This window comes from Stenotrophomonas sp. PS02289 (assembly GCF_029960115.1).
Classification (GTDB): domain Bacteria; phylum Pseudomonadota; class Gammaproteobacteria; order Xanthomonadales; family Xanthomonadaceae; genus Stenotrophomonas.
The window spans coordinates 1-14,805 of record NZ_JASCOZ010000109.1 but is presented as its reverse complement, the minus strand read 5'-3'; the positions used below and the strand labels follow the sequence as shown (position 1 = coordinate 14,805).

The window sequence follows — 14,805 nt, the reverse complement described above, 5'->3', positions numbered from 1 at the left end:
CCACCAGGCACCTTTGATTGCACGGAATTCGTAGAGCCGGGCAGAGCCCGGCTCTACGTCGCAGCACCATGCAAGGGCTCCGAATTTGCCGTATCCGGCCGCATCGGTGAAAATCGGGGCATACCCCCTTTCTGCGAGCCCCGATGCACCATGATGCCGACCTGATCAACATCGTTGCCGTTGGCCTGGGGCTCGCCTTCATCTTCGGCGCGCTGGCCAACAAGCTGCGGTTGTCTCCGCTGGTCGGTTATCTGGTTGCGGGCATCTGTGTAGGACCCTTCACCCCGGGCTTTGTGGCCGACCAGGCCCTGGCCAACCAGCTCGCCGAGCTCGGCGTGATGCTGCTCATGTTCGGGGTCGGCCTGCACTTCTCGCTGAAGGACCTGATGGCGGTGAAGGCCATCGCCATTCCCGGTGCCATTGGCCAGATCCTGGTCGCGACCCTGCTGGGCTGGGGCCTGGCCTGGTTGATGGGCTGGGAAATGCTGCATGGCATCGTATTCGGCTTCTCGCTGGCCACCGCGAGTACCGTGGTGCTGTTGCGCGCAATGGAAGAACGCCGCCTGCTGGAAACCCAGCGCGGCAAGATCGCGGTCGGTTGGCTCATCGTCGAAGACCTGGCCTGTGTGCTCGCCCTGGTGATGATGCCCGTGCTGGCCGGCGTGTTCGGCCCCGATGCCGCAAACCAGACCCACACTGTGGGCAGCGTGCTTGCCAGCATTGGCTGGACCTTCGTGCAGCTGGGCCTGTTCGTGGCGGTGATGCTGGTGGTCGGGCGCCGGGTGATTCCGTGGGTGCTCGAGCGCATCGCCGGCACCGGTTCGCGCGAGCTGTTCACCCTGTCCGTACTCGCCATCGCGCTGGGGGTGGCCTTTGGCTCGGCCATGCTGTTCGGCGTGTCCTTCGCGCTGGGCGCGTTCTTCGCCGGCATGCTGCTCAATGAGTCCGAGCTCAGCCACAAGGCTGCCAACGACTCGCTGCCGCTGCGCGATGCCTTCGCGGTGCTGTTCTTCGTCTCCGTGGGCATGCTGTTCAACCCCGCCATCCTGATCGAGCATCCGTGGCAGGTGCTGGCCACCGCCGCCATCATCATGTTCGGCAAGTCGGCGGCGGCGTTCTTCATCGTGCGCGCATTCGGCCACCCCAATGGCACCGCGCTGACCATCTCAGCCAGCCTAGCGCAGATCGGCGAGTTCGCCTTCATCATCGCGGGCCTGGGGGTCAGCCTGAAGATCCTGCCGCCGACCGGGCAGGCGCTGGTGCTGGCCGGAGCGCTGATCTCGATCATGCTCAATCCGGTGGTGTTCGGCCTGCTCGACCGCTGGTTGGCCAAACACCAGGAAACCACCCCGCAGGCGGTGGAAACCGAGTTGCCGCCGGGGCCCTCGCTGGACCTGCACGACCATGCCATCGTCATCGGCTACGGCCGGGTCGGCAGTGCGCTGGCCCAGGTGCTGCGCGATCGCGGCGTGCCGGTGCTGGTCATTGACGACAACAAAGAGCATGTCGCCGAAGCACATGCCGCCGGCCTGCCCGGCATCCGTGGCAGTGCGGCGTCGGACAAGGTGCTGGCCGAAGCCCACCCCGAGCGCGCCAAGATCGCGGTGCTGGCCATTCCGCAGCCGCTGGAAGCTGGCGAAACCCTGGCCAAGCTTCGTGCGCTCAACCCCGGTCTGACCCTGCTGGCGCGTGCCCACAGCGACGCCGAAGTGAAGCATCTGCTCGAGCACGGGGCGGACGGTACGGTGATGGCCGAACGCGAACTGGCGTACTCGCTGGCGGAAATGGTGATGGCCACCCCGCCCTACCGGACGCTGGGACAGCACAGCCTGCCTGTGGTGTGACCAGTTACGGGAGCGTCGGAAAGGGCGACGTTCCCGCTCCGTGCGCCGCGCGCCGCCCGCGGATTTGAGATTTTTCCCATAGAGCACTTGCATGCGTGACCGCAGACTTTCCAGCGCTGCGTCCGCGTGCGACATCGCCGTGGCCGTGGTCCATCGCCCACTACGGAGAGTCCCCCATGCCATTGGATCCCATTTCTCACGGTGTACACCGGCGCAGATTTGAGCAGAGCGTTGCAGCTCAAAACCGTCCCCGCATGCATCAGCCCCACGCGCAACCTTTCGAGGTGCACAACGTCGCTCAGGCGATTACAGCCTTCTTGGCAATTACTGCAGCACTTCGCGTTCCCGATCATCGGCCCCATGGGAGTGGCGCGCGCGCCGCAGCTGGAGCGGCAACGGCTGTCGCAACGCAACCATCGACCCCGGTTCCCCCCGCCGTGGAAGCCCCGGCGCTGCTGCCAGGCGCACGCGCAGGTTCGGCGAACACGTACCAACCCCTATCTGTGCGCATTGAAAACGGCGCGCCAGCGATCACGTCCGTTGCCAACGGTGTCCTGGCACGCTGCGTCACACAACCGCGGGCGTGCCGGGACACGCTGCTGGTCGGTGGCACGCTGCTCGTTGGTGGCGCACTGCTCAGCGCAGGCTCATTCATCACCGGTCGGCTGACGGCATCCCTCGGTAGCGAGCCGATGCCGCTGCCTGCGCCCAATGATGTGCCGTCCACCCCCGAACGGCAGAAAGACCAGCTGCTGTCGGTGCTGCCTGCGCACGACCAGCTCGCGCTGATGAAGATCCTGCGCGACTGCGGCCCGGATGCCGAGTGCTCGCACCCGGCAATACGCGCGCTCCTGGAGCGCCAGCCTGGGCAGGTGCGCCATCAGATCATGCAGCTTGCCGCCCGGACAGAACCGGCAGCACCCGCACCGGCGGCAGCGGCCGCTGGCTGGCCACCGGCCGCTACCGCCGCCGTTGTGCCCCCCGGCGAGGTCTGGCTCGAATGGGCGGCGACCCTGCTGGAAAGTGCCGTGCCGTTGGAACAGGCGCGGCTGTACCTCGATGTGGCGGACATCGTCCGGGCCACGGATGAAGCCAGGAGTGGAAGCCCGGAAGGTCCCGAGCGCGAAACCGCCGCCAATGCGGCCCGCCACCAGATGATCCAGGCCCTGCTGGAACGCGACGGCCACCCGGTGGAGACACGCCCCTTCAGCATCACCACCCGTGACGTGCAGGGGGTCAGGATGCGCTTCGAAGGCCGCAACCTGCTGGTCACCTTCGGCGACGACCGTCCGGGGAGCCGCACCCTGATGCTCATGGCGCATGGCGACATGACAGGCGCGGAAGACGGCTCCAATGGTGCAAACGACAATGCGTCAGGGGTCGGCGCGCTGCTTGCCGTGGCCAGACAGCTGCGTACGGCACTCCTGCCCACTGGCACGCGCGTGCAGCTGCTGGTCACCGACCTGGAAGAGCGCGGCCTGATCGGCGCGCAGGCCTATGTGCGGCAATGCCTCGCGCAGTCGAACTGCCCTGACGTGGCGTTGAACGTGGACATGCTGGGTCGCGGCGATGGCATGACCATCTCCGGCTCGGACCAGCAGGATATGTATCGGGTGGGCGACGCACTGGATGCCCCGGCGCGGCGCATCCCGGTGACCGCCACGGAGGCGCGGCTGGCGGCGTTGCTGCGCGAGGCCGCCCAGGAGGCAGGCCTCACCGTGCATGACAGCGCCGGCTGGACCATGCAGTCCGATCACCTCGCGTTCCAGCGCGAGGCGGTGCCGGCGCTGGGCGTTACCCTGATCGATGCGGTCGATGTCGGGCGCGAACGGATGCGCCAGCAGGCCCGGGCAGCGCTGCTTGCCGCGGACGCCGCCACGCCGTGGGAGCGCTTCGACGATTACGTCGCCGGCCGCTTGGACGCCGCCACTCGCGCGGCCGTGGAAGCACGGCTGGACGCCTACGACCAGGCCGTCGAGGCCTATCGTGCGCTGCCACACTCCCGCTATGCCGCCAACATCCACAACGGCTACGACCAGCTGGACCAGTTCAACTCGCGCCAGGCGTTTGCCGCCGTCGGCGTGCTGGAGCGGGCCATCGTCGACTGGTTGGCTGCTCGGGAAGCCAATCCCGGCGATTGAACCGAAGTTGCGGCGTATTCCGATGGGCGCAGCCTGCATCCACAGGCAAGCTCGCGCCCATCGTTCCGCTTCAGGAGGCACCGAATGCCCGCCGATTCCATCGCACATTGCCGGCGTACGCAGGGCAACTTCGCCCGCGCACTCGGCGGCCAGCAGCCCTGGGCCGATCACGCAAGGCGGCAGCGCTTTGGGTCACCGCCTGTCCTGTTGAACCTGCGCAACACCTCGGCCCTGTTCGCCGCCGCACTACTGCTGACACCGGCAGTGCGTGCGCAGCCTGTGCACGCGGGGACGGCACCCACGGGAGCCGCGCTGCTGCCGTCGGCCCAGGCCAGCTCGGGGCACGATTATCACGCCGTCACCACCGCGGCGGAGCTCGGCAACGCCGCCGCCGTCGGCTGCATCGCACGTCCACGCGATTGTTCCAGCCTGCTGCTGGGGGCGGCGGTCGGCTCCGTCGTCAGCGGCGTGGTGGGGGGATGGATCGGCTGGCGCGCTGGTCTGGACCATGCCGTCACACCGGAGTGCCTGCCCGGCGGTGCCGGACTGCTGCAGGCATCCACCTCGCCCAGTGCGCCCCTGGTGTCGCCGACCGTGCCGGGATTCAGCCCGGCTGACCTCGACCCGGAACAGAACCCGTGCGAATCGTTGTATGCGCACGTCAACCAGCGCTGGGCGAATCGCACGTCGCTGCCCGATGGGAACACGCTCTGGGATGTACCGGCGATGTTGCAGGAACGCTCGCTGCAGACCCAGTTGCAGATCGCCGCGCAAGCCGCGCTTGCCGACGCGCCGGGCCATGCCCAGCGTGTGGTGGGCGACCTGTGGCGCAGCGGCATGGATGCGCGCCAGGTGCAGCGCGAGGGGCTTCGTCCCCTCCGTGCCGAGCTGGCCGCCATCGATGCCCTTGGATCGCCGGCCGCGATTGCCGCGCACCTGTGCGAACTGACCGCCAAAGGACGCAATCCACTGTTCAGTTTCTCCGTGGATGTGGACATGGACGACCGCAGCCAGCTGATCGCCTATGCCTTTCAGGGCGGCCTGGGGTTGCCCGACTGCAGCGACTACCAGCGCGATGACCGGCAGACCGAGCGGCATGCATACCTGGCTCACATTGCACGGGTGCTGCGTCTGTCCGGTATTGCCGCTGATGAAGCAGAGCAGCAGGCGCAGGCGATCTTCGACCTGGAACGACGGCTGGCCGAAGCGTCGCTGCCGTGGGCCGAACTCACCAGCGACCTGACCACGTTCTATCGGCCGGTCAGCGTGGCAGATGCGGACATACTGACGCCAAACTTCAGCTGGACGGCCTTGTTTGACACGCTGGGCATCGCGCCGCCCGCGACCTTCTCGCTGGCCTCTCTGCCCTTCCACCGCGCAGTGAGCGCGGCGTTGGTCGATACGGAGGCGTCGACCTGGCGCGCCTACCTGCGCTTCCATGTCCTCGACGATGCCAGCCCCTATCTCAGCGATGCCTTCGCGCAGGCCCACCATGATTTCCACGTGAGCGTACTGAAGGGACCCCAGCCACTGCCAACGCGGGAAGACCGGGTGCTGACGGCGATCGAGCGTTTCGCGGGCACCGCGATGGCCGAGTTGTACGTCGCCGAGGCGTTTCCCGCGCAGACCCGACAACGCATCGAACAGATGGTGGGTCAACTGCGCGACGCGCTGAAGCAGCGTCTGCAGCGCCTCCCCTGGATGGACGCCGGCACGCGCCAGCTGGCCCTGGAGCGTGCCGATGCCCTGCAACCGCGAATCGGGCACCCTGAGCAGTGGCCGGACTGGTCGCGGCTGCATACCGAATCCTGTGGCTACCTGCGCAACCTGCGGCGCGCCCAGATGTTCAACCAGCGCGCCGAGATCGCCCGGATCGGTACCCCTGTGGATCCGTCGCGGTGGCGGATGACCGCTCAGTCCGTGGACGCCTACTACGACGTGATGAGCAACGACATGGCGTTCGCTGCCGGTCTGCTGCAGCCCCCGTACTTCGATGCGAATGCAGACGACGCGCTCAACTACGGGGCCATTGGCGTGGCGATCGGCCATGAAATGGCCCACGCGTTCTCAGCCGAGGCCAGCCAGTTCGGCCCCGATGGTCGTCTGCAGCGCTGGTGGTCGCCACAGGACCTGGTCCGCTACAACGCGCTGGTCAATCGCATCAGTGCCCAGGTCAGCGCATTGGGCGTGGACGGCCAGGCGGTGGACGGCCGCCTGACGTCCGGGGAAAACCTCGCCGACCTCGGCGGCCTGGCGATCGCACTGGACGCGCTGCAGGCCGCCACGGCCGACCAGCCTGACCCGATGCTGGACGGCCTCAGCCGCGAGCAGCGCTTCTTCATCAGCTGGGCGGTGCTGTGCCGACGTCTGCATACCCCTGCGCAGCTGCAGCAGGATCTGGAGACCAACCCGCATGCGCCCGGTCAGGTCCGGGCTGACCTGGCTCCGTCCAATCTGCCCGCCTTCGCGCAGGCATTCCACTGCCCGCCCGGTGCCGCCATGGCCCGCCGTGACAGCCAGCGGGTGCTGTTCCTGTAACCGTCCAAACGGGGCAGTGCCCCGTTAAACGGCCTTGCCGGTGAAGAGCAGCTTGCCATCGGCGGCGTCCACCTGGATCACGTCGCCGGTGGTGAAGGCCCCGGACAGGATCTTCTGCGCCAGCGGGTTTTCCAGCTGTGCCTGGATGGCGCGCTTCAACGGACGGGCACCGTAGATGGGATCGAAACCGACGTTGCCCAGCAGCGCGAACGCCGCATCGCTGACCTCGATGCGCAGGCCACGCTCGGCCAGCCGCTTTTCCAGGCCCTGCATCTGGATGCGGGCGATCTGCTTGATCTGTGCCTTGTCCAGCGGATGGAACACCACGATGTCGTCGAGCCGGTTGATGAACTCCGGACGGAAATGCGCCTGGACCACGCCCATCACGGCCGCCTTCATCTGGGTGTAGGCCTCCGGGCTGTCATCGCTGCTCATGTCCTGGATCTGATGCGAGCCCAGGTTTGAAGTCATCACGATGACGGTGTTGCGGAAGTCCACGGTGCGACCCTGGCCGTCGGTCAGGCGACCGTCATCCAGCACCTGCAGCAGGATGTTGAACACATCGGTATGCGCCTTCTCCACTTCGTCCAGCAGGATCAGCGAGTACGGGCGACGGCGCACTGCCTCGGTGAGATAGCCGCCCTCTTCGTAGCCCACATAGCCCGGAGGCGCACCGATCAGGCGTGCCACGCTGTGCTTCTCCATGAACTCGCTCATGTCGATGCGGATCATCGCGTCGCTGCTGTCGAACAGGAACTCGGCCAGCGACTTGCACAGCTCGGTCTTGCCCACGCCCGTCGGGCCGAGGAACAGGAAGGAACCGCTGGGGCGGTTCGGATCGGACAGGCCCGCGCGCGAACGGCGCACCGCATCGGAGACGACCTTGATCGCCTCCTCCTGGCCGACCACGCGCTCGTGCAGCACCTCTTCCATGCGCAGCAGCTTTTCGCGTTCGCCTTCCAGCATGCGGTTGACCGGAATGCCGGTCCAGCGTGACACCACCTCGGCGATCTCCTCGGCGGTCACCCGGTCCTGCACCAGCTTGAACTCGGTCGCCTCGGCTTCCTGCGCGGCGGCCAGCTGCTTCTCCAGCTGCGGCAACTGCCCGTACTGCAGCTCGCTCATGCGACCGAAGTCCTGGCGGCGCTGGGCCGATTCCAGCTCCAGCTTCACCTGCTCGATCTGCTCCTTGATCTTGGTCGTGCCCTGCAGCGCGGCCTTCTCCGACTTCCAGATTTCATCCAGGTCAGAGAACTCCCGCTCCAGTGCGTCGATGTCGGTTTCCAGATCGGCCAGGCGCTGGCGCGAGGCGTCGTCCTTTTCCTTCTTCAGCATTTCACGCTGGATCTTCAGCTGGATCAGGCGGCGCTCCATGCGGTCCAGTTCTTCCGGCTTGGAGTCGATCTCCATCCGGATGCGCGAAGCGGCCTCGTCCATCAGGTCGATGGCCTTGTCCGGCAGCTGGCGGTCGGCAATGTAGCGGTGCGACAGCGTGGCTGCCGCGACGATCGCCGGGTCGGTGATTTCCACGCCGTGGTGCACGGCGTACTTTTCCTTCAGCCCGCGCAGGATGGCAATGGTGTCTTCCACACTGGGCTCGCCCACGAACACCTTCTGGAAGCGACGCTCCAGTGCGGCGTCCTTCTCGATGTACTTGCGGTACTCATCCAGCGTGGTCGCCCCCACGCAATGCAGTTCGCCACGGGCCAGCGCCGGCTTGAGCATGTTGCCAGCATCCATCGCACCGTCGGCCTTGCCTGCGCCGACCATGGTGTGCAGCTCATCAATGAACAGGATGATCTGGCCTTCGCTCTTGGCCAGGTCGTTGAGCACGCCCTTCAGGCGCTCCTCGAACTCGCCACGGAACTTGGCACCGGCGATCAGCGCGCCCATGTCCAACGACAGCACGCGCTTGCCGCGCAGGCCTTCGGGCACTTCGTCATTGATGATGCGCTGGGCCAGGCCTTCCACGATCGCGGTCTTGCCCACGCCCGGTTCACCGATCAGCACCGGATTGTTCTTGGTCCGGCGCTGCAGCACCTGGATGGTGCGACGGATCTCCTCGTCACGACCAATCACCGGATCGAGCTTGCCGCTCTCGGCGCGCGCGGTCAGGTCGATGGTGTATTTCTCCAGCGCCTGGCGCTGGTCTTCGGCGTTCTCCGACTGCACGCTTTCACCGCCCCGGATCTTGTCGATGGCCGCGTCGACGCGGGCCTTGTCGGCACCCGCGGCGCGCAGCGCCATGCCCAGGGTGCCACTGTCTTCCAGCGCGGCCAGCACGAACCATTCGCTGGCAATGAAGGCATCGCCGTGCTGCTGGGCCAGCTTGTCGGTGGCATTGAGCAGGCGATTGAGGTCATTGCCCATCGACAGGTTGCCGGCCTGGCCGGTCACCTTGGGCAGCGCGTCCAGCGCCTCGGTCAGGCGCTCGCGCAGCACCGGCACGTTGACGCCGGCCTGCGACAGCAGCGGGCGCGTGCTGCCGCCCTGCTGGTCCAGCAGCGCGGTGAACACGTGCACCGGTTCAAGGATGGAGTGGTCGCGGCCCACGGCCAGCGACTGCGCGTCGGCCAGCGCCTGCTGGAAACGCGAGGTGAGCTTGTCCATTCGCATGGGGGATCCTCTTCAAAGTCGTGGCCAGCGTCGCCAGCCGTATCAGATGTACCGGATATGCGGTTGCCGCGAAGTGATTCAAGACAATCGCGACACTGGCAATTCAGGGACGGCATCGCCATACTTGCGAATCATTCTCATTCCCACCGAAGGAGTGCAAGGTCGCATGCCCGCCGTCCGCCCCCACCACGAGCTGCTGGGATCCCTGTACCGGGATCACCGCAGCTGGCTGCAGGGCTGGCTGAGCGGCCGGGTGGGCTGCCGCGAGACCGCTGCGGACCTCACCCAGGACACCTTCGTGCGCCTGGCCGCCGACCGCGACCTGCAGGCGCTGCGCGAGCCGCGCGCCTTCCTGACCACGGTCGCGCGCGGACTGGCCGCCAACTGGTTTCGCCGCCAATCGCTGGAACGCGCCTACCTGCAGCAGTTGGCCAGCCTGCCCGAGCCGGTGCTGCCCTCGCTGGAAGAACAGGCACTGGTACGCGAGGCGCTGCAGCAGATTGACGCGATGCTGGACACCCTGCCCCGCGTCGCGCGCCAGGTCTTTCTACTGGCCCAGTTTGAAGGTCTGAAGCAGGACGCCATCGCGGTGCGTCTGGGGCTCTCATTGAGCACCGTGAAGCGCCACTTCAAGCGTGCACTGGTGCAGTGCCTGCTGCATGCGCCCTGAGACGACGCTGCCGCCGCATGTTCTGGAAGCCGCTGCCGAGTGGATGCTGCGGCTGCACGACGCACCGGACGATGTGGCCGCCCACGGCGCATGCCAGCACTGGTGCGCGCAGCACCCCGATCACGCCCGCGCCTGGCAGCGCGCGCAGCAGTTGCAGACGCTGCTGCAGCAGGTACCGCCCGCACTGGCGCTGCCGGTGCTGGGCCGCCGCTACCCGGCCTCACGGCGGACCGCGATCAAACGCATTGGCCTGTGGTTGACCCTGCTCCCGTTGGGCGGGCTGGGCTGGCAGCTGCTGGCCCCCTCTGCCGGCACGCCGCCGCTGCGTACGGCGGTAGGCGAGCGGCGCGGGCAACCGCTGCCGGATGGCGGCCGTGTTGAACTCGACACCGACACCCTGCTCGCGCTGGACTACACCCCCAGCGAGCGCGCCCTGCGGCTGCAGCGCGGACGGATTCGTGTCCTCAGTGCCGCCGATGTCCAGCACCCGCCACGTCCGCTGCGGGTGTACACCGCGCACGGGCGCATCCAGGCGTTGGGCACCCGCTTCGACGTGGCCGTCGAAGACACCCTCACACGGGTGGCGCTGCTTGAGGGCAGGCTGCGCATCCATGCGGGCCCGAGCGCCGCCTGGGAGCTGGGTGCCGGCCAGCAGGCCGTGTTCGATGGCAGCGGCGATCACCGGATCGGCCCGCTGGACGACACCGCCACCACCTGGACCACCGGCCTGCGCGTGGCCGACCGGCTGCCGCTGGGGACGCTGCTGGCTGAGCTGAGCCGCTACCGCCGCGGCGTGCTGCGCTGTGATCCCGAGGTGGCCGCGCTGCCGGTGTCAGGGGCGTTCCCGCTGGATGACAGCGAACGCACCTTGACCCTGCTCGAGGCCACCTACCCGGTTCGCGTGCAGCGTACGGTCGGTGGTTGGTGGACCACGGTCGTCGCGCGCTGACACTTTTTTCAATCTCGCGGGGCAGATAGAGGAATCCCTGTTTGCAGACCCTGCCTGATGACCCGTTATCACCGACTGTTTACCGCCAGCGCTTTGTCGCTGGCCCTGCTGGCTACCCCGCTGTTCGCCTTGGCACAAAGCCGCGACGTCCACACGCAAACCGCCGAGCCGCTGGGCCGGGCACTTTCGCGTTTCGCCGGCCAGCATGGCGTGGCGCTGGCCTTCGATCCGGCGCTCACCGCCGGTCGCCAGGCACCGCCGCTGACTGGCACGCCGTCGCTCGATGACGGCTTGCAGCAGCTGTTGAAGGGCAGCGGCCTGCGTGCGGTGCGCCGCGACGATGGGAGCTACACGCTGCTGCAGGGTGCGGCACCGACGAGCGCTGGCGGCCGTATGCCGGCGCTGAAGGTGGGCGGTGGCAGCGTGCCCACCTTCCGCTATGCCGAAGGCATCGCACTGACGGCCGATTACATTCAGTCGCAGGTGAAGGGTGACGGCGATCTGGCCACCTTGCTGCGCATCAACCCGGCGGTGCAGTTCAGTGAGACCACCCGATCGGCGCGCAATGGTGGCGAGATCCGCCCGGGCGAGTTCTCCATCAATGGCGCGCCTTACTACCAGAATCTGCTGATGCTCGATGGTGCCGGTTTCAACAATGACCTGGACCCGGCCAGCGCGATCGTACCCGGGGTGATCCGTGCCAATGAACCGGCCGACGTCCCCTCCAACGCGCAGGGCATCGCGTTGGACACCGATCTGATCGAAACGCTCGCTGTGTATGACAGCAACGTGCCTGCCGCGTACGGCGGGTTTACCGGTGGCGTGGTCGACGCGACCAGTCGCAAGGCAGGCGATGCGATGTCGGGCAAGGTCTGGTTCCGCATGCAGCGCTCGGCCTGGGATGAACTCATCATGCATCCGGGCCAGCAGGACAGCTACGCCGAATCGGCGACCTACGCCTTTCAGCCGGAGTATGACAAGTACAAGCTCGGTGCCCGCCTGGAGGGCCGTACCCGCGGTGGTCTCGGCGTCATCGGTACCGTGACCCGCACCCGGTCTGAGATTCCGTTGCGCGCTTACACCGCTGGACGGGTCAGCAGCAACGACGACTACAAGCGCACCCAGACCCGCGAGAACACCGCCGCCAGCCTGGCCGTGGACTGGGACAACGGTGCCGGCGTCAGCCTGGGCGGCAATGTCACCTACGCGCCCACCAACGACCGCTACTTCATCGCTGGCAGCCGCGACTCCTGGTTCGACATCAAGAGTGGTGGCCCGCTGCTGAGCCTGCGCGCGCGTATCGAACACGATGCATGGACCTTCAGCAACACGCTCAGCTACAGCGATGTGGAAACCTCGCGACGCGGCGAGGCGGCCTATCTCCGCAACTGGGCGCGGTCGGAAGCGTTCGACTGGGGCGTCAGTTCCAGCAGCATCGAAGGCAGCTGGGGCAACATTGATCAGCATGACCGCAAGATCGGCTACCGCTTCAGTGCCGACCGCGAAGCCTTCAGCCTCGGCCGCAGCGAACACCGCGTGCAGTTCGGTGCTGGCGTGCAGCGTCGCGATGCCTATTACGAGCGTCTGAACGACCACTACAACTACCAGAATCCCAAGGCAGCCACCAGCTGCCTGCTGCGCACCGGCGTGGTGGACGAGGCAAGCTGCTCGCTGTCGCCAGTGTTCACCAGCACCAGCGGCGGCCTGCGCGCGGGCCAAGGCCAGTACTTCACCCGCTTGATGCTGTACCACGCAGGATCGTTCGAGGTCTCCGGCACCGAACTGGAAGCCTGGGTGCAGGACGACATCCGCATCGGCGACCTCAGCATTCGCCCCGGCCTGCGCCTGGACCGCAACTCGATCTGGAAAGACACTTCGCTGTCACCGCGTCTGGCACTGTCCTGGGACGTGGGCGGCAGCGGCCGTACCGTCATCAGCAGCGGCTACAACAGCTACTACGGCCGCAACTTCTTCGCCTACCTGATGCGTGAAGGGCGCGAACACCTGCAGGAAACCCGCAACCGCACCAGCAGCGCCACTCCGTGGGAAGACGTGTCCGGTACCCGCAACACCACCGCCAACCGCGTGACCGCCGTGGATACCCCCTACACCAACGAGTGGACGTTGGGCCTGCAGCAGTCAGTGGCCGGGCTGGACGTCAACCTGAAGTACGTCAATCGCGCCAATCGCCGCGAAGTGGTGCGCAAGCTGGTGGACGAAACCTACGATCGTGGCGTCTACAACCAGCGCCTGTACGAATACACCAATCTCGGCCGCAGCGGCAGCCAGATCTACACCCTGTCGATTGCACCTTCGCAGCCCTGGCAGTGGGGCGGCACCCGCACCCAGGCACAGCTGGCATTCGATTACACCGACATCGAGCGCAACTACAACGACTATGAAGCCGATCTGGACGACAGCGACTACTTCTACGAGCCGATCAGCTTCAAGGGCCGGATCACCACGCGACTGAAGCTGCCCGCGCAGGACTACAACCGCCCATGGTCGGCGCGCCTGTCCACCACCACCACCCTGCCGTGGGGTCTGTCATGGAGCAACTTCCTGCGCTATCGCGCCGGCTTCCGGACCGTTGACGAAAGCAGCGAGACGGTACTGCACGAAGGCCAACCGGTGCCGGTGTACAAGGAAACCCGCAACCCCGGCGGCTGGACCTGGGACACCACGCTGGAGTACGCACTCGCCCTGCCGCACGCACAGGAGGCCTATGTGCGCGTGGAAGCGCAGAACGTGCTCAATCGTGCAAACCGGCTGGTGGGCACCACGGCAGGGAGCACCTACTACGAACCCGGTCGCAGCTACTGGCTGGAACTGGGTTACCGGTTCTGAGCATGCGCCTGCTGCGCATTGCCCTGCCTGCCCTGCTGCTGTGCGGCGTAGCGGGCAGCACGCCATGGGCCGATGCGCGCCCTGGCCGGCCTGCCGACACGCTGGCGGCGTGCCAGCGCCTGCTCGGCCAGGGCGTGGAGCCTGATGCTGCCTGCCTGCGGCAGCTGTACGCACAGCCCGTAGCGGCATGGCCGGCTCCGCAGATCGACCCGGGCGTGCGCTGGAATGAGCTGGGGGTGCTGCCACCGGTGCAGCATCCTGCGTACAACCCCACGTCGCCCGCCAAAGTGGCGCTGGGAAAGCGTCTGTTCAACGAACCGGCGCTGTCGCGCTCGGGGCAGATCGCCTGTGCCAGCTGTCACGAGGCCGACCTGGAATTCGCCGACGGCCGGCGCGTGTCGTTCGGCCACGACCGCCAGACAGGGCGTCGCAATGCCCCCAGCGTGCGCATGAGTGGGTACGCCACCTCGCTGTTCTGGGATGGCCGCGCAGCCACGCTGGAAGACCAGGCGCTGCTGCCGATTGCCGATCCGAAGGAAATGGCGTTCTCCGCGGACGAAGCCACCGCGCGTCTGCGCAGCGATGCCGATTACCGCGCCCGTTTCCAGGAGGTTTTCGGTGATGCGCAGGTGACGCCTGCGCAACTGGCGCAGGCGATTGCCAGCTTCCAGCGCAGTCTGGCTCCGCAGCGCGACCGTTTCGACCGTTTCCTCGGCGGTGGTCGCACACTGCTGGATGACACCGAGCTGCGCGGGCTGCACCTGTTCCGGACCAAGGCCCGCTGCATGAACTGCCACAACGGACCCGCCCTGACCGACAACGCCTTCCACAACCTCGGACTGCATTTCCATGGGCGGCCACGGGAAGATCTGGGCCGTTATGAGATCACCGGCAATCCGGCCGACAGCGGGGCATTCCGCACGCCTTCGCTGCGTGGGGTGGCGCGTACCGCGCCCTACATGCATATCGGCAGTCTGAAGACGCTGGATGCGGTGTTGCTGTTCTACAACGTGGGCGGCGGCAAGCCGCGTGCGCGCGACGACGTGGCGGGGACAGGACCGTTTCCGCAACCGGATCCTCTGATGCAGCCGTTAGGTTTGAATGCGGAAGAGCGGCAGGCGCTGCAGGCGTTTCTGGAAGTCCTGTAGAGCCGGGCTTGCCCGGCTGCCTTGGTCCGCGGCAGAGCAGCCGGGCAAGCCC

Annotated in this window: 8 protein-coding genes; 7 read left to right on the top strand and 1 reads right to left on the bottom strand. The window is 66.9% G+C overall.

Going from position 1 to position 14,805, the window contains the following annotated elements:
- Positions 1-143 precede the first annotated feature (143 nt).
- The 3 genes from ybaL (at position 144) to QMX83_RS14765 (ending at position 6,523) form a co-directional block, all read left to right on the top strand.
- On the top strand, positions 144-1,844 hold the full coding sequence (gene ybaL, locus QMX83_RS14775) for a YbaL family putative K(+) efflux transporter (RefSeq protein WP_282297408.1): 1,701 nt from the start codon (positions 144-146) through the stop codon (positions 1,842-1,844).
- 503 nt (positions 1,845-2,347) lie between these two features.
- A complete protein-coding gene (locus tag QMX83_RS14770; protein WP_282297407.1) occupies positions 2,348-3,985 on the top strand; it encodes a M28 family peptidase in 1,638 nt (545 codons plus the stop codon).
- Between the two features lie 84 nt (positions 3,986-4,069).
- Complete coding sequence (locus QMX83_RS14765) at positions 4,070-6,523, top strand: M13 family metallopeptidase (RefSeq protein WP_282297406.1); 2,454 nt, start codon at positions 4,070-4,072, stop codon at positions 6,521-6,523.
- Positions 6,524-6,547: 24 nt separating this feature from the next.
- Here QMX83_RS14765 and clpB read toward each other — a convergent pair whose 3' ends face one another.
- Positions 6,548-9,139, bottom strand: a complete 2,592-nt coding sequence (gene clpB / locus QMX83_RS14760) for an ATP-dependent chaperone ClpB (protein ID WP_282297405.1) — start codon at positions 9,137-9,139, stop codon at positions 6,548-6,550.
- Positions 9,140-9,305: 166 nt separating this feature from the next.
- Between clpB and QMX83_RS14755 the strand changes: the two genes are divergently transcribed.
- Genes QMX83_RS14755 through QMX83_RS14740 form a run of 4 tightly spaced genes read left to right on the top strand, consistent with a single transcriptional unit; the run spans position 9,306 to position 14,753 of the window.
- The gene (locus tag QMX83_RS14755) at positions 9,306-9,809 is read left to right on the top strand and encodes a sigma-70 family RNA polymerase sigma factor (RefSeq protein ID WP_282297403.1); all 504 of its coding nucleotides are present in this window, start codon (positions 9,306-9,308) and stop codon (positions 9,807-9,809) included.
- Entirely contained in the window at positions 9,799-10,758 is a 960-nt protein-coding gene (locus tag QMX83_RS14750; RefSeq protein ID WP_282297402.1) for a FecR domain-containing protein, read from the top strand. Before QMX83_RS14755 ends, QMX83_RS14750 begins: the two co-directional genes overlap by 11 nt.
- A 57-nt stretch (positions 10,759-10,815) precedes the next feature.
- Entirely contained in the window at positions 10,816-13,605 is a 2,790-nt protein-coding gene (locus tag QMX83_RS14745) for a secretin and TonB N-terminal domain-containing protein (protein ID WP_282297401.1), read from the top strand.
- Positions 13,606-13,607: 2 nt separating this feature from the next.
- Positions 13,608-14,753: a cytochrome c peroxidase gene (locus QMX83_RS14740; RefSeq protein WP_282297400.1), complete on the top strand. Its 1,146-nt coding sequence runs from the start codon at positions 13,608-13,610 to the stop codon at positions 14,751-14,753.
- Positions 14,754-14,805: the final 52 nt, after the last annotated feature.